Origin of the sequence: Nitrosomonas sp. (genome assembly GCF_020852615.1) — a bacterium.
GTDB lineage: Bacteria > Pseudomonadota > Gammaproteobacteria > Burkholderiales > Nitrosomonadaceae > Nitrosomonas.
The window spans coordinates 31,541-47,279 of the sequence record NZ_JADZAJ010000017.1 but is presented as its reverse complement, the minus strand read 5'-3'; the positions used below and the strand labels follow the sequence as shown (position 1 = coordinate 47,279).

The following is a 15,739-nucleotide window of genomic DNA, read 5'->3' as shown; positions in this document are numbered from 1 at the left end:
AGCCCGAACGGCGGTGAATTCTACACATTTCCCCCAGAAAATACCATTTCCATATCAGGGAAATCAGAAGGCGATTCCCAGCTCACGCAATGTTTCTCTGGTTATTTTCCCCACAGCCAAGCCATGTTTTTTCTGGAATTCAGCCAATGCATTTTTGCTGCGCGGGCCCATCTTTCCATCAGCCGTTCCCGGATTCAGACCGGCGTCTGCCAGAGCCTGCTGAATTTTGCGAATGATATCCGGAGTTACTTTGACTGTTTCTTTACCATTATCCGCGGTTTCTGTGCTCTTTTTAGGTGTGGTCGCCACGATAGCTCCCGTTTCTTCAACGGCATTTTCAGCACTTTTTTTCGATTCAGACTTTACATCACCATTTACCGCACTGGTTCGCTGAATAATTTCATCTGCTTTTGCCAGAATTGATTCCAATGACTCTTCTGCGATATCACCCGACTCATCCGGCACGGATTCAGTTACGACTTCTTCACTTTGCATAATTTTTGCAGTTGCTCCAGGCTGTTTCTGTTTGGCAGCCTCCTCGGACTTATCACCACAACCCGCTGCAAACACGGCCAGAGACAGTACCAGAACGCTCTTTGCAAAACGATCAAGCTTTATAATTTTCATTCCCGAACTCCCTTGTAAAAAGAATAAACAGATTTTCCAGCATCTGAGTCAAAACTGACAGCTCATCCCCGGGCCCGCTAAACCATACCTCAGCCCGGGCAGCGCAGACAGCCGGATGTATTCAACATACACCCCCTTGCAACAGGGTTATTTTACTACGTGATTACACAAGGGCAGCCGATTTGTTACTGTCAGAAACAGGCTCTGTCCTCACAAATCAGCGCGTTGCTTTTACTGTACGCCCCTTTATTTGGAAGCAATTACCTCCAGCAATCCCTGCCAGGAGGTCACGAATCCCCTGGCACCTTCATCCTGAAGCCGGATCGCCAGGGCATCAATATCAATTCCCGCTCTGGAAAACTGCTCCAGCACCTGCTCACAATCTCCACCATCAGCCGGCATACATTCAAAACCCGGGTCATTCTGACCGGCCAGCGTTTTCAAGGTGGCTTCCGGTATCGTATTGACAGTAAAGGGAGCAGCAAGCGCCGCCACATACAGAACGGGTGAAGCAGCAGGATCTTTGGTCCCCGTACTCGCCCATAGCAGGCGTTGCGGCCGGGCACCGGCATTGTAGATTCGCAGCCAGCGGGGTGCATCAAAAAGATCACGGGCAGCTTTATAGGTGCGCCCGGCAATCGCAATACCCAGCCTGTTGCACAATTCCTCCGGAACCTTACCTGCCACCGCAACATCCCACCGGCTGACAAACAGGGAAGCCACCGATACCACATCAGGATTGAGACCGGCATCGATACGCCGTTCAATACCGCGCAAATAGGCTTCAGCCGCAGCCACATACTGTTCACGGCTGAACAGTAAAGTCACATTGATCGGTATCCCCGCAAAAATGGCTTCTTCAATGGCAGGCACTCCCTCCCTGGTTCCCGGAATCTTGATTAACAGATTCGGCCGGGCCGCCTGATTGTAAATCTCCTTTGCAGCAGCAACGGTGCTGGCTGTGTCGTAAGCCAGCAGAGGAGACACTTCCATCGACACCCATCCGTCGATGCCATTGGTCCGATCGTAAACCGGCCTTAACAAATCTGCTGCCTGTGTCAGATCTTCCAGTGCCAGATCAATAAAAATTGCCTCACCCGGTTTACCCTGCGCCAGGCCGGCGCGGATTGCCGCATCATAAGCGCCGCTGTTCCTGATCGCGTGGTTGAATATACTCGGATTGGAAGTCAGCCCTGTTACAGAGAATTCATCGATATAGCGTTTCAGCGTACCGTTGATTAACAGATCCCGCGTAATATTGTCGAGCCAGAGACTCTGGCCGAGATTATGCAAAAGTTGTGTCGTTTTCATGATTCTGCTCCTTGAAAAATCAGCCGGACTGATGCCATACACCGACTATATCCAGTATACGCGCCCCGGATAACTCTGACTGCCAGCTGTTTGATCACGCCCGTAAACCCGGTAACGGCTTGCCACCCCCCGCTCGCCCCCTGCGACAATTTGTCACATTCTCATTTCTGCTTACTGTCTGGATAATTCGGCCGCAATTATTATTCCGGCAAGAGGTTATTGAGTTCATGAAAAAAATTCTTTTTATTTTGATGCTGTTCCACACAAGCCTGAATTTTGCAGATGATGGAAAAATGGCGCAGGCCGAAGAAATCATGCTCGGGAAACTGATTTTCAGGGATAAAAATTTATCCCTGAACAGGAATCAGTCTTGCGAAACCTGCCACAGCCTGAGCCCTGCCATCAAACCAGGCCTGCCGGCCGTACCGGGTTTCGTCGATCCTGACAATGTTGCCACAGGCTCTCCCGTATCGAACGGCTCCGATATCAACCCCGAAACCGGCCTGCCTTTCAGCGGTACACTGAATACACCCAGTGTCGGCTATGCGGCCTTCAGCCCGAAGTTCAAATGGGACAAGAATCTGAACACTTATATTGGTGGATTCTTCTGGAATGGTCGCGCCAGAAATCTCGCAGAACAGGCAAAACAGCCCTTCCTGAATCCGGTTGAAATGGCTATGCCCAACGCTGCTGACGTTGTTAACCGCCTAAGTGAAAATGCCACCTACCGCAAACTGTTTAAAAAGATTTACAGCATTTCGTTGCCACTCAAGAAACCATCAGACAAGATGGTGGAGAAAGTTTTTCAGAGCATGGCCCAGGCTGTTGCCGCCTTCGAACGAGACAGATCATTCAGCAAATTCAATTCCAAATTTGATTACGTCCTGACCGGAGCAACATCATTCACCCCTGTCGAACAACAGGGGTTTGATCTTTTCAAAGATCCGCTAAAAGGTAACTGTGCGGTTTGTCATCCCGTGGATAGCACGCTCGATAAAAAAGGGAATATCGTTGTTCCACCCTTATTCACCAACTTTAGCTACGAAAATATCGGCGCCCCCCGCAACATGAAAATCTCCGGATTACCCGAGCCCGATCCGGGTCTTGGCGGGCGGGCAGACATCCGGAAGCAGGATGAACAGGGCCTGCAGATCGGTAAACATAAAGTCATGACCCTGCGTAACGTGGCGGTTACTGCCCCTTATGGCCATAATGGTGTTTTTGCATCTTTACAAATGATTGTGCATTTTTACAATACACGGGATGCATTGCCGCACGATTGCGACAGCACTTCGCCGCGCTTCCCTTCTCAATGCTGGCCTGTTCCTGAAATTGAACAAAACGTCAGTGACAAATTCGGCAACCTGAATTTAACAGCGGCAGAAAGAACGGCACTCATCGCATTCATGAACACGCTGACAGACGACTATCCCGACTGGGGCAATGACTCGCTGGTACCGCCCGGAACGCCTTCTCCCTATCCGTATATCCGGATGCCGTCCGAGTAAGTCATGACACGGTTCAAGTTTGAAGTAAATTTGATTAACAGGCGGACGGTCCGGAGTATGTCAACATTCTGATCTGTCCGCTGCCCAATCAAGGCTGTCCAAATAGTACTTACCGCCGTGATCTACCGTACAGGCTGCACCGCTTCACACTGCCCGCCAATCCACCGGCCACTTGTATCAGCCTCAATATAAAGCGGGGCGCCCTGCACCGTGCTGTTGAATTCCGTTTTTCCAGTAAAACTCTCAGGGGTGGAAAAAACACCTTCAGCGTGACCATTCCCTTTGAAACGGGGATTATCACAAACAAGTTCCACCTGATAGCGATTCCCGGATCGGCTGGCGTTTACGACCGCGCATCCGGACTGGTTTTCGTAAAAACGGGAGGGAATATCCTGTGCTGCCATCTCCGGGGTGATACACACTTTTGAAATGGCAGCCCCCTCCTGAATACGGGGCATTCTCAACCCGTATTGCCTGGCCAGACTGGTGATCTGCTGCATCTGTTCATGCGGAACATGCGCAACCAGCCCGAGCAGATCCGATCGGGTTGTAACTTCCCACAAGCCGGGCCGGATAGTGTCCTGACACCAGCCGGGGGCACCAATCATTGAGAACACGATAACTGCTATGAGCTTGCGCATGGCTGCCCCGGTCAATAATGTTTAGCGATGTTTGCGGTCGTTTTTACCATCTTCCTTGATTTCAATAATCTCGGCATCTTCTATCAGTTCATTGTTTTTCCCGGCAGCAGCGGACATCGCCTGCCTGAACTTGCGCCGCAACCACCACAGCCGCGCCCCAATCACACTGGCGACGGCCACAAATATCGCCAGCACGATTGAAAAGAAGAATGCACCCAGCACTACTACTACGACCACTGCCGGTATGAGTGTCAGGTAAAACATCCACTTGTTGGCCAATGGCGTTTTCCGGGATTCCCCTGATCCCCCTTCCGGGCCAGGCTGCCCCTGATACACAATTCGCCTGATGATTATCTTTCTGAGATCATCGTACATTGCATCCACTCCTCTATTTCAGCCACATTTTTAGGTGCCAGCGCAGTCAATACCTCACAACCGGCCAGGGTAACCGCCACATCATCCTCAATCCTTATGCCTGTATTCCAGAAATGCTCCGGAACATCTTCGGCCGGGCGAATGTAGCAGCCCGGTTCAACCGTCAACACCATCCCGGGCACCAGTTCACGCCACTGACCGGCCTGTTTGTATTCCCCGGCATCATGCACATCCAGCCCCAGCCAGTGCCCGGTCCGGTGCATGTAAAAACGCTTGTAGGATTCTGTTTCGATGACCGCCTCCGGGCTGCCCTGGCATAGATTCAAATCAATGAAGCCCTGTACCAGCACCTGCAAGGCCGCCTGATGCGGTGAATCCCAGTTATTACCGGGCCTGACCGCATTAATTGCTGCGGTCTGCGCCGCGAGTACCAGCTGATAAATCTCTCTTTGCGCACCGGAAAATTTACCGTTGACCGGAAAGGTACGTGTGATGTCCGCCGCATAACCGTGCAGCTCGCAGGCCGCATCAATCAGCAGCAAATCCCCGTCCTTAAGTCGGGTATCATTCTGGATATAGTGCAACACACAGGCATTGGCCCCTCCCGCCACGATCGATGTATAAGCGGGAGATTCAGCACCCTGCCGGCGAAATTCATACAGCAGTTCAGCTTCTATTTCATACTCATGTCTGCCGGGACGGGTTGCCCGCATGGCGCGCTTGTGCGCTTCGGCTGAAATTCTGCCAGCCTCACGCATTACCGCCAGTTCAGCATCATCCTTGACCAGACGCATTTCATCGAGCACATGGCGAATATCCCGAATTTCAGCAGGCGCTGACACCCCTTTCCTCACCTGCTCCCGTACCCGGTTAATCCATCCCACCACACGCTGATCCCAGGCTGCATCATGGCCGAACGCATGAAATACCACGGGTTGATTAGCCAGCAGCTCACCTGCCAGCTCATCCAGCCGGGTAATGGAATACGCGGCATCAAAACCAAAGGTTTCCCGCGCGGCCTCCGACCCATAACGGAATCCATCCCAGATTTCGCGCTCGGCATCCTTGTCCCGGCAAAATAAAATCTGCTGCGAAGCAGTCCCATCCCCGGCTGCAACCAGCATAAGAACAGCCTCGGGTTCACGGAAACCTGTCAGATAGTAGAAGTAACTGTCGAAGCGATAAGGATATTGCGTATCCCTGTTACGGTATCTTTCCGGCGAAGTGGCAATGATCGCCACACCCTGTTTTATTCGGGACAGCAGATGCTTTCTCCGATTAACGAAAGTCTCAACTGAAATCATACTGCCAGCTTGCCGGTAACAAAAAACCGGCTGCAGATCAACGAACCGGCCCGATCTCTTTCAACCCTTTTTCTCACAAAAAACTGATATACACCCAAAAGCATTATTAACTCCCATTTCCATTTATGGTTAAAATGTGTAATTTCCTTATTGAGGCTAAATCATGTACCGCATTGCTCCGAGTATACTTTCCGCCAATTTTGCCAGACTGGGTGAAGAAGTCACACAAGTCCTGAACTCCGGCGCAGACATCATTCACTTCGATGTCATGGATAACCATTATGTTCCCAATCTGACAATCGGCCCACTGGTATGCGAAGCGATTCGCCCTTTGACAAAAGCAATGATCGATGTACACCTGATGGTTGAGCCGGTTGATCGCATCATCCCTGATTTTGCCAAAGCTGGCGCCAATATCATCTCCTTTCATCCGGAAGCTTCACGTCATATTGACCGCACTATCGGGCTTATCAAAGAACAAGGCTGCAAAGCCGGGCTGGTTTTCAACCCTGCCACTCCACTTTCGTATCTCGATCACGTCATCAATAAGCTTGACCTGATCCTGATCATGTCAGTCAACCCCGGTTTTGGCGGACAGGCCTTTATTCCCGAAGCACTGAATAAACTGCGCCTGGCAAGAGAACGTATCAGTGCAAGCGGGCGCGATATTCTGCTGGAAATCGACGGTGGCGTAAAAACAGACAATATCGCGGAAATCGCCCGTGCAGGTGCAGATACCTTCGTTGCCGGTTCCGCCATTTACGGCGCGGGCAAGGACAGCGATCCCCACCGCTACGACAGTATCATTGCTGCCATGCGTGCAGAACTGGCAAAAGTTGCCTGATCGGGAGCAGATGACGTTTATGACTCAATCCAATATACGGCCATCTGGCCCGATACAATTTCCGCTCCCGCTCCAGGCGGTCATTATTGATCTGGATGGGACACTGCTTGATACTGCAGGAGATCTGGCGCTTGCGGCCAATGAAATGTTGCGTGAGTTACGCATGACTGAGCTGCCGGTATCGACCATACAAACCTTCATCGGCAAAGGTGTTCCCAAGCTTGTCAAACGTGCACTTACCAACAGCCCGGACGGGGAACCTGATCCGGAACTTTTTGAGCAGGCATTGCCGATATATGAACGCTGTTACGCGGAAAACCTGTATGTGCACACACGCCCTTATCCTGGCGTTGTCGAAGGGCTTGATCAGCTCAAACAGGCCGGTTTTCGTCTGGTTTGCATCACTAACAAAACTGAAATATTCACTCTGCCGTTGCTGCGTAAAACCGGCCTGTTTGATTACTTCGAACTGATATTGTCAGGTGACAGCCTGCCAAAAAGGAAACCGGATCCGCTGCCGTTACTGCATGCCTGTCAGTATTTTAACGTGCCGCCCAAAGCAGCATTGCTGATCGGTGATTCATCCAACGATGCCATCGCGGCGCGTGCAGCAGGCTGCCATATCTTCTGCGTACCTTACGGATATAACGAAGGGCACGATGTCCGTAAACTGGATTGCGATGCAGTGGTGGATACCATCGTCGATGCTGCCGGATTAATCACCTGTCAGCACGATATCAGCCGGTAGCGCAGCAACGCTCCGCTGGCATGCAACTGCAATCAGTTCAGATCGACCGGTAGCGTTTCATCCCATTAACCCGACCATCTCAGCAGCCCTGCTTTCTATGAATTGTTGCATAACTGAAAGTGAATTCAGCGCCCTGGCAGCACAGGGGTATAACCGCATCCCCCTGGTGCTGGAAACCTTCGCTGATCTGGATACCCCCCTCTCCATTTATCTCAAACTGGCAAACCAGCCTTATTCCTATTTACTGGAATCGGTAGTGGGAGGAGAACGGTTCGGTCGTTATTCGGTCATCGGACTGCCTGCAAAAACGCGACTGGAAGCCTGCTCCAGCCATATCCGCATCATCAGTGACGATAAAACTGAAGAAGCAGTCGATAGCAGTGATGTGCCAGGCTTTATCGGTAATTTCCTTAACCGGTTCAAAGTAGCCCCCCTTGCAGGCCTGCCTCGCTTCAACGGGGGGCTTGCCGGATATTTTTCCTACGACACCGTTCGTTATATTGAACCAAGGCTGGCCGGGCACGCCCGCCCGGATACGCTAAAGACACCGGATATTCTGCTGCTGCTGTCAGAAGAACTGGTTGTCATGGATAACCTTTCCGGCAAACTCTATCTGATTATTTATACCGATCCGGCGCTGGAGACCGCCTATCAGACTGGCAAAAGCCGGATCAGGGAACTGCTGCAAAAACTGCGGGAGCCGGTTTCGATTCCGGTAGAAAAACCAGCCCCCTCCGGAGCGGCTGTCAGCGAATTTCCCGAAGCTGATTTCATGGCTGCTGTAGAAAAAGCCAAGCGTTACATTCTGGAGGGTGACATCATGCAGGTTGTCCTTTCACAGCGTACCAGCAAGCCCTATTCCGCATCACCACTCGCACTGTACCGTGCACTGCGCAGTCTCAACCCATCCCCTTACATGTTTAACTACCATCTGGGAGATTTCCACGTTGTTGGCGCTTCACCGGAAATTCTGGTCAGACTGGAAAAAGATACGGTTACGGTCCGCCCTATTGCCGGCACGCGTCCACGCGGCGCGGATATCCGGGCTGACCAGGCGCTGGCTGCTGATCTGCTGGCCGATCCCAAGGAATGTGCTGAACACATCATGCTGATGGATTTAGGACGCAATGATATAGGCCGGGTGGCCCGAACCGGCAGCGTAAAGGTTACCGAAAACATGCAAATAGAGTATTACTCGCACGTTATGCATATCGTTTCCAATGTTGAAGGGAAGCTCAAGCCCGGTTTGAATGCGATTGATGTACTGCGTGCCACCTTCCCCGCCGGTACGGTCAGTGGAGCTCCCAAAGTCAGGGCAATGGAAATCATTGACGAACTGGAAATTTCCAAACGGGGTGTTTATGCCGGAGCGGTTGGTTATCTGGGGTTTGACGGCAACATGGACCTGGCCATCGCCATCCGGACCGGCCTCATCAAGGATGGCATGCTGCACGTACAGGCGGGTGCTGGTATTGTGGCCGACTCTGTCCCGCAAAATGAATGGATTGAAACCTGTAATAAAGCAAAAGCACTCATGCGGGCGGCAGAAATTGCCGAAAGCGGGTTAGACAGTAAAATCGATTAATAAAATTCTGATTAACAAAACTGCCTGGCAAGACCGGCCGGCTTAATCGGCTCAGCCGGCTCGACTGACAGCGTCAGACAAACTTGCCACTACCAGCCAGAAACAAAACCGATACAGTAACCTTTCCTTTCAGGAAGGGTCAGAACGCCCCCCTACCCCATATTCGTAGACCAGTTTACCTCCCAGCCAGCCGGCAATACAGAGAACGATCAACCCGGCAACGGATAACGCAATCGCAACCATGCCCGGCTGGCCCAGGCGGGTCCCATCCAGCCGCAGAAACAGACTGACAGCATAAAGTGACCAGCTGGTCATCATCAGCATCATGTGCTGATTGGCAACTTTCATAGCGGGACTCTGCTGGTCAATTTTTCCCAGCTCCAGCATGCCTGCCACCATGGCGAGCAACGCTGTGGTTGTTCCAATAACGAGTAGCACCCCAGCCACCCAGCTTGTCTGCTCATGGGTGAACAGGCCCGCAATATCGCCCAGTGTCGAAAGAAACCAGGTTGCCACCGGGAAATGAACCAGCATCGGATGAATGGGGTGTCTCATATCAGCATCTCCTTTCAGAAACTTACAACACTACGCTCAGCAGCGTCAGAAAACCTGCAACGGCTACGCCTGCGTGAATAATCACAACGCCCTTCGGCGCCACATTACCTTTTGCATGGACTGAAGCGAGATAAAACCCGCCCAAAGCAGCCACTACCAGCAGACCCAGTGCTGCCGTCAGACGACTGTTTCCTGAATCCTGCATCACGGTTAGTATCAGTGTTACCAGACCGGCGGCACCCAGCAGAGCATGTACAATGGAAACCGCCCACGGCGCCAGCTTACCGGTAAGTACTTTAGAAGCCAGGAACACGCCCCCTACTGCAGCAATTGCAAAAATCAGAATCGATGTATTTAACACTTTAACCCCCTTCTTTTGTTGAAAGGATTTCACTATACTGCAAGTTAAAATACTTTTGCAATACAAATATGTCAAAACTTGAAACGAATTCTTCTGCTATGAAAGCAGCCTTGTCATTACTGGGTGAGCGCCAGCAATCCCTGCTCACCGCCCTGTTGCATCATCGTGAAGGGTTAACAGTAGAAGAATTGTCCAGCCAGCTGACCATTTCTCGCAATGCTGTTAACCAGCATCTCACCCAGCTGGGCAGCAGCGGTTTCATTCACAGCACCTTGCAGGAAAGTACCGGTGGCAGACCGGGCCGGATATACACACTGACACCCAACGGCCTGGAACTTTTCCAGCGACGCTATTCATTTCTGGCAAAACTGCTGCTTTCCTGGATAGATAAAAACAGGGGAGAAGAAGAGCTCAATGCCTGCCTGACCGAACTGGGCAAAGAAATGGCAAACGGATTAGCGCACCGTCTCGCACAGCACACCTCCCGCAGCGATAAACTTCAGGAAGCTGCCACCATCATGAGTGAACTTGGTTACGATACTGAGATACATCAGTTATCTGAGAATCAGGCAGAAATCGTTGCCAATAATTGTGTTTTCCAGGAACTTGCTCAACAGCATAGCGAGTTTTGCAAACTCGATATCAGTTTCCTCAAGCATCTGTTGAAAGCAGATATCGAACACACAGAATGTATCGTCAAAGATGGAAAATACTGTCGCTTCAGAATAACCAATTCTGATGAATCTCAGTCCTGATCGCTATATTTACAGCGTTATAATTCCCTCCGCAGCATTTATAACCTTAATTATCAGACCTCCATTTCTCGCGATCCAATCATGCCATCCCGATACAACAAAATTGGCTGCTCTGTTTTTCTGATATTCAACCTGCTTTCCGCCATGCCGGCTCTGGCAGAAGGGGCAGCAGGAACCGGGCTAATCAACACATTGACCGGCTACAACATTAATGAAATTACCCCGGCACCTGCTATCAGACTGAAATTAGGTGGATGGGTGGAGACTGGCGTTAGCGGCAATCCACGCGAGCCGCGCGACAGGTCAAATTATCCGGTGTCATTCAACGACAAGGCTAACCGGGTCAGATTACATCAGGTTTACGGCTACATTGAGAAGGAAATGGATACCAGCGGAGATACCTGGGATATTGGAATGCGTGCTGACCTTCTGTATGGTACGGATGCAAAATTTTCAGCTACCACCAACTTTGATACGACTATTCTTGGGGATACTCCCAAGCACCAGCTGGTATTTCCGCAACTGTATGCAAGCCTGTACGCACCAATCGGGAATGGCGTCAGCCTGACAATCGGCCATTTCTACACCCTCATCGGCTATGAGTCCGTGATGTCCCCCAACAACTTCTTTTTTTCACATGCCTATACCATGCGCTACGGCGAACCTTTTACCCACATGGGCATGCTGCTCTCCTACCCGGTTAACAGCAATCTGACTGTCAAAAGCGGGGTTGTCACCGGTTGGGACAGCCTTTCCCGCCACATTCCAAATTATCTGGGTAGCGTAAATTATGTGACCGATGATGGAAAAACCAACCTGGCAGTAGCGCTGATTACAGGCGATGCACGAACCACTGAACTGCATGAAAACCACAATCGAACCATGTACAGCGTCGTGATGGAACATCATTTCTCTGAAAGATTGCGCTACGTGTTTCAGCACGATTTTGCAATCGAAGCCAAAACAGCTGAATCTCCTTCCGCTGCATGGTACGGCATCAACCAGTATTTGCTGTACGACATTTCAAACCGGCTGGGTGCAGGGCTGCGTTTTGAGTGGTTTCACGACAAAAATGGCAGTCGCGTTATGGTCGATGGCAAAGATCAGGATTTTATCGGTGTGACTGCGGGGTTAAACTACAAGCCGATTGCCGGGCTCACATTACGCTCTGAAGTTCGCTACGATGTGGCAACCCGCCATGAAGTATTCAGGGATAACAGAGACAGCGATCAGATACTGCTCTCAGCCAGCGCCATCCTGCATTTCTGATCCTTCGGGTGTTTTTTATATGGCGACCGGCTGGTTGACTGAACAGGAAAAACAGTCAACCAGCTGCTGCGTTACATTGCTGTTACTTTTTCGGCACGTAAAGATCCGTAATCGTACCTTCGGCCAGCTCAGCAGCAAAAAAAACGGTCTCGGATAAAGTGGGGTGGGGGTGGACAGTCAGCCCGATGTCCTGCATATCCGCTCCCATTTCCAGTGCCAGCACGGTTTCCGCAATCAGTTCCCCTGCATGCGATCCAACCATGCCGGCCCCCACAATTCTTTTTGTATCCTTATCGAAAAGCAGCTTGGTCATACCTTCATCACGCGCCATAGTAATAGCACGACCACTGGCAGCCCACGGAAATACCGCTTTCTCATAAGCGATACCCTGCTTTTCAGCCTCAGTTTCAGTTAGCCCCATCCAGGCAATTTCAGGATCGGTATAGGCAACTGAAGGAATGGTGCGTGCATCAAACGCCACCTTGTGCCCGGCAATCACTTCTGCTGCAATTTTGCCTTCGTACGAGGCTTTATGTGCCAGCATGGGATTTCCGACAATATCGCCAATGGCAAAAATATGTGGCACATTGGTTCGCATCTGCTCATCCACAGCGATGAATCCACGTTCATCCACACTGACACCTGCCGCTCCGGCATTGATCAGCATCCCGTTAGGCCGCCGCCCGACCGCAACCAGCACCCGGTCATAGCGTTGTGGCTCTGGTGCCTGCTCACCTTCGAAAAACACCTGCAAGCCCTCATTATCCGCCTCAATCCGGCTGACACTGGTATTGAGGTAAATTGCTTCACATTCTGTTTTCAGTTTTTTGGTGAGCGGCCTGACCAGATCAGCATCGGCTCCCGGTATAAGCTGCGCCATCCGCTCCACAATGCTGATTCTGCTACCCAGTGCATGATAGACCGTGGCCATCTCCAGTCCGATGATCCCCCCTCCCAGAATAAGCATACGTTCAGGAATTTCTGTCAATGCCAGCGCCCCGGTGGAATCAATAATACGTTCATCATCGGGAAAACCGGGAATACGCACTGCACTGGAGCCGGCAGCAATAATGCAATGATCGAACGAAACTGTTTTGATTCCTTCCGGTGTTTCAATCTTGATCAGATGAGGATTAACGAACTCCCCCGTACCATGAAGGGTAGTTACCCTGCGCTGCCGGGCAAGCGCTGATAAGCCTTTGGTCAGTTTCCCGACCACCGATTCTTTCCAGGCGCGCAGCTTGCTGATATCAATTTCAGGCTGACCAAAACGGATACCGTACAGACTGGCTTCTTTTGCTTCTGTCAGTGTTTTTGCAGCATGTAACAGCGCCTTGGAGGGAATACAGCCCACATTCAGGCAAACCCCGCCCAATATGGAATAGCGCTCGATCAATACAACCTGCCTGCCCAGATCAGCAGCACGAAATGCCGCTGTATAACCACCCGGCCCGGCACCCAGCACAACAACATCGGCATGTATTTCACCACGGCCGGTTAGAGGAGCTGGAGCAGGGGTATTTTTACTGACTGGCACTTTGTCCGCATTTATTACAGCAGGCTGAGCATCTGTTTTTGCCACCACTCCGGGTGATGACGGTAATGCTGCCGGGTTATCCGCCCCCTTTGTTTCCAGTGTAACAATAAGCGAACCTTGCGAAATTTTGTCCCCTACTTTGACATGCAGCTTCCGCACAATGCCCGCCTGCGGTGCAGGCACTTCCAGCGTTGCTTTATCCGTCTCAAGCACCAGCAACGATGCTTCCTGCTCAACCTCATCGCCCGGACTGATGAGAATCTCTACGACCGGGACATCCCTGAAATCACCAATATCAGGCAAAGTTACTTCTGTCAGTTGCGTCATGTTTTTATTCTCTGATATGGCCATCACCCAGCACGATGAATTTCTGGCTGGTTAACCCTTCCAGTCCCACCGGACCGCGTGCATGCAGTTTATCTGTGGAAATACCGATTTCCGCACCCAACCCGTATTCAAATCCGTCCGCAAAACGCGTCGAAGCATTCACCATCACTGAACTGGAATCCACTTCACGCAGAAATTGCCGCGCACGGGAATAATCCTCAGTCACGATGGCATCCGTGTGCTGCGATCCATAAGTGGCAATATGGGTAATAGCCTGGTCGATACCGGCTACGATACGAATACTCAGGACAGGTGCAAGATATTCCGCATACCAGTCTTCCTCCACTGCCGGCTTCATCCCGGTAACAAGTGCACGAGCGGCCTCATCTCCGCGCAGCTCCACTCCTTTCTCCACAAATATTCTGCAGATACGCGGCAGAAACTGCTCAGCGATTCCGGTATGTACCAGCAGCGTTTCCATCGTGTTGCATGTGCCATAACGCTGTGTTTTGGCGTTATCAGCAACACGCACGGCTTTTTCCAGATCGGCCGATAAATCAACATACACATGGCACACACCATCCAGATGTTTGATAACCGGGACACGTGCCTCATTGGCAATCCGTTCGATTAACCCCTTGCCACCGCGCGGAACAATCACATCCACATACTCATTCATGGTAATCAGTGCGCTTACTGCCGCGCGATCCGTCGTCTCCACCACCTGCACCGCCTGCTCGGGCAACCCGGCTGATCTGAGCCCTTCTTTCACGCAGGCAGCAATGGCCTGATTACTTCGTATGGCTTCAGACCCTCCACGCAAAATCGCTGCATTGCCCGCTTTCAGACACAAACCGGCCGCATCCGCCGTCACATTCGGACGTGCTTCATAAATAATACCAATCACTCCCAGCGGCACCCGCATTTTACCCACCTGAATACCGGACGGGCGGTAATCCAGATCTGTCACTGCCCCAATCGGATCAGGCAACGTGGCAATCTGTTCCAGGCCGGCAGCCATATTGGCAACCCCCTTCGAAGTTAAAGTCAGGCGATCAATCATGGCTGATTCGATGCCTTTGTCTCTGGCCCGGATCACATCTGCCGCATTAGCCGCCAGCAACAACACCTCATCACGACGAACAGCCTGAGCCATGGCAATCAGCGCGTGATTCCTGGCCGCCGTATCTGCTTTTACAACTGTGCGAGCCGCTGCACGTGCCGCTCGCCCGAGCGCCTGCATGTCAGCGTGTATTTTTTCGTCTCTTTCCATATCGCTTTAACGGTAATTGAATAATTCAGGCGACCCGGCAACCGGTTACTCGCCGGAATTTTTTGCTGCCCCCCCTTTCCATTTACCTGCCTGAATCAGCTTGTTTCTGAGACCCGGCAACGGATAACCGAGTGCATAAGCCTGCCCGGCATAATGACTGGCCTTTTCGTAGTTTTTCTGCTTGAAATACAGCAACCCGAGGTTATAGAGAAATGTTGCGTTATCTGGCTCTAAATTGACGGCTACCTGCAGCTGTTCGAGTGCTTCTTTATTTCTGTTGTGATGGGATAAAAATGCGCTATAGATCGAGCGAACCTGTGCATCTTTGGCATTCATACGAATCGCCCGGTCGAAGTAACACTCCACCGGATATTTCAATCCTTGAATACGGGTGGATTTTTCCCTGATTGAGTATTTGACAAGTGTTGCCAAAGCACGGTGATGATTGGGCCAGGCATTAAGCGTGTAGCTAAGATCCCCGGCGGGAGTTGTGCTTGTATTTCCGCTGATCAGATTCTCCACATCAGGAGTAAAGTGAGCAATTTCTACAATATCCAGATTATCCTTTAAATTAAACCTCTCCAGATAATCATACGGGCCATACCATGGCCCCTTCAACTCACCGCAATAAATTTTATTTCTGGCCGCTCCCGCCGATGAAGACAGGAAAAAAAATACCATTACAATAAAAATCGTCAGAATCTTCATAGATGTTCCGT

16 protein-coding genes are annotated in these 15,739 nt (G+C 51.2%); 6 read left to right on the top strand and 10 right to left on the bottom strand.

Features of this window, described 5'->3' with window-relative positions; all coding sequences use genetic code 11:
• Nucleotides 1–63 precede the first annotated feature (63 nt).
• Both IT527_RS03395 and tal read right to left on the bottom strand, forming a co-directional pair.
• Nucleotides 64–627 carry a peptidoglycan-binding domain-containing protein gene (locus IT527_RS03395; RefSeq protein WP_292966577.1) on the bottom strand — a complete coding sequence of 188 codons (564 nt, stop codon included), beginning with the start codon at nt 625–627 and terminating at the stop codon, nt 64–66.
• A gap of 246 nt (nt 628–873) precedes the next feature.
• Nucleotides 874–1,938, bottom strand: coding sequence for a transaldolase (gene tal / locus IT527_RS03390; RefSeq protein WP_292966574.1), 1,065 nt, complete (start codon nt 1,936–1,938; stop codon nt 874–876).
• 227 nt (nt 1,939–2,165) lie between these two features.
• On the opposite strand from tal, the gene IT527_RS03385 reads away from it, so the two are divergent.
• Nucleotides 2,166–3,446 (top strand): cytochrome c peroxidase, encoded by a 1,281-nt coding sequence (locus IT527_RS03385; RefSeq protein WP_292966571.1) that lies wholly within the window; start codon nt 2,166–2,168, stop codon nt 3,444–3,446.
• Between the two features lie 122 nt (nt 3,447–3,568).
• Here the strand turns inward: IT527_RS03385 and IT527_RS03380 are convergent, their stop codons facing one another.
• Genes IT527_RS03380 through pepP form a run of 3 tightly spaced genes read right to left on the bottom strand, consistent with a single transcriptional unit; the run spans nt 3,569 to nt 5,766 of the window.
• The gene (locus IT527_RS03380) at nt 3,569–4,087 is read right to left on the bottom strand and encodes a DUF3617 domain-containing protein (protein ID WP_292966568.1); all 519 of its coding nucleotides are present in this window, start codon (nt 4,085–4,087) and stop codon (nt 3,569–3,571) included.
• 21 nt (nt 4,088–4,108) lie between these two features.
• A complete protein-coding gene (locus tag IT527_RS03375) occupies nt 4,109–4,462 on the bottom strand; it encodes a hypothetical protein (RefSeq protein ID WP_292966565.1) in 354 nt (117 codons plus the stop codon).
• Nucleotides 4,438–5,766: a Xaa-Pro aminopeptidase gene (pepP, locus tag IT527_RS03370; RefSeq protein ID WP_292966562.1), complete on the bottom strand. Its 1,329-nt coding sequence runs from the start codon at nt 5,764–5,766 to the stop codon at nt 4,438–4,440. Before pepP ends, IT527_RS03375 begins: the two co-directional genes overlap by 25 nt.
• 163 nt (nt 5,767–5,929) lie before the next feature.
• Here pepP and rpe point away from each other — a divergent pair, with 163 nt between their 5' ends.
• The 3 genes from rpe (at nt 5,930) to trpE (ending at nt 8,943) form a co-directional block, all read left to right on the top strand.
• On the top strand, nt 5,930–6,610 hold the full coding sequence (gene rpe, locus IT527_RS03365) for a ribulose-phosphate 3-epimerase (protein ID WP_292966559.1): 681 nt from the start codon (nt 5,930–5,932) through the stop codon (nt 6,608–6,610).
• Nucleotides 6,611–6,629: 19 nt separating this feature from the next.
• A complete protein-coding gene (locus IT527_RS03360; RefSeq protein WP_292966556.1) occupies nt 6,630–7,358 on the top strand; it encodes a phosphoglycolate phosphatase in 729 nt (242 codons plus the stop codon).
• 97 nt (nt 7,359–7,455) lie between these two features.
• Nucleotides 7,456–8,943 carry an anthranilate synthase component I gene (gene trpE / locus IT527_RS03355; RefSeq protein WP_292966553.1) on the top strand — a complete coding sequence of 496 codons (1,488 nt, stop codon included), beginning with the start codon at nt 7,456–7,458 and terminating at the stop codon, nt 8,941–8,943.
• Between the two features lie 129 nt (nt 8,944–9,072).
• Here the strand turns inward: trpE and IT527_RS03350 are convergent, their stop codons facing one another.
• Nucleotides 9,073–9,498, bottom strand: a complete 426-nt coding sequence (locus IT527_RS03350; RefSeq protein ID WP_292966550.1) for a DUF2231 domain-containing protein — start codon at nt 9,496–9,498, stop codon at nt 9,073–9,075.
• A gap of 22 nt (nt 9,499–9,520) precedes the next feature.
• Complete coding sequence (locus IT527_RS03345) at nt 9,521–9,859, bottom strand: hypothetical protein (RefSeq protein ID WP_292966547.1); 339 nt, start codon at nt 9,857–9,859, stop codon at nt 9,521–9,523.
• 68 nt (nt 9,860–9,927) lie between these two features.
• Between IT527_RS03345 and IT527_RS03340 the strand changes: the two genes are divergently transcribed.
• Both IT527_RS03340 and IT527_RS03335 read left to right on the top strand, forming a co-directional pair.
• Nucleotides 9,928–10,614, top strand: a complete 687-nt coding sequence (locus IT527_RS03340; RefSeq protein ID WP_292966544.1) for a helix-turn-helix domain-containing protein — start codon at nt 9,928–9,930, stop codon at nt 10,612–10,614.
• A gap of 81 nt (nt 10,615–10,695) precedes the next feature.
• On the top strand, nt 10,696–11,883 hold the full coding sequence (locus IT527_RS03335; protein ID WP_292966542.1) for a porin: 1,188 nt from the start codon (nt 10,696–10,698) through the stop codon (nt 11,881–11,883).
• 82 nt (nt 11,884–11,965) lie between these two features.
• Here IT527_RS03335 and lpdA read toward each other — a convergent pair whose 3' ends face one another.
• From lpdA to IT527_RS03320, 3 genes are read right to left on the bottom strand one after another with little or no spacing between them, the layout of a single operon-like run.
• Nucleotides 11,966–13,747, bottom strand: coding sequence for a dihydrolipoyl dehydrogenase (gene lpdA, locus IT527_RS03330; RefSeq protein ID WP_292966539.1), 1,782 nt, complete (start codon nt 13,745–13,747; stop codon nt 11,966–11,968).
• Nucleotides 13,748–13,751: 4 nt separating this feature from the next.
• Nucleotides 13,752–15,020: a glutamate-5-semialdehyde dehydrogenase gene (locus IT527_RS03325; protein WP_292966537.1), complete on the bottom strand. Its 1,269-nt coding sequence runs from the start codon at nt 15,018–15,020 to the stop codon at nt 13,752–13,754.
• Nucleotides 15,021–15,065: 45 nt separating this feature from the next.
• Complete coding sequence (locus IT527_RS03320) at nt 15,066–15,728, bottom strand: tetratricopeptide repeat protein (protein ID WP_292966536.1); 663 nt, start codon at nt 15,726–15,728, stop codon at nt 15,066–15,068.
• Nucleotides 15,729–15,739: the final 11 nt, after the last annotated feature.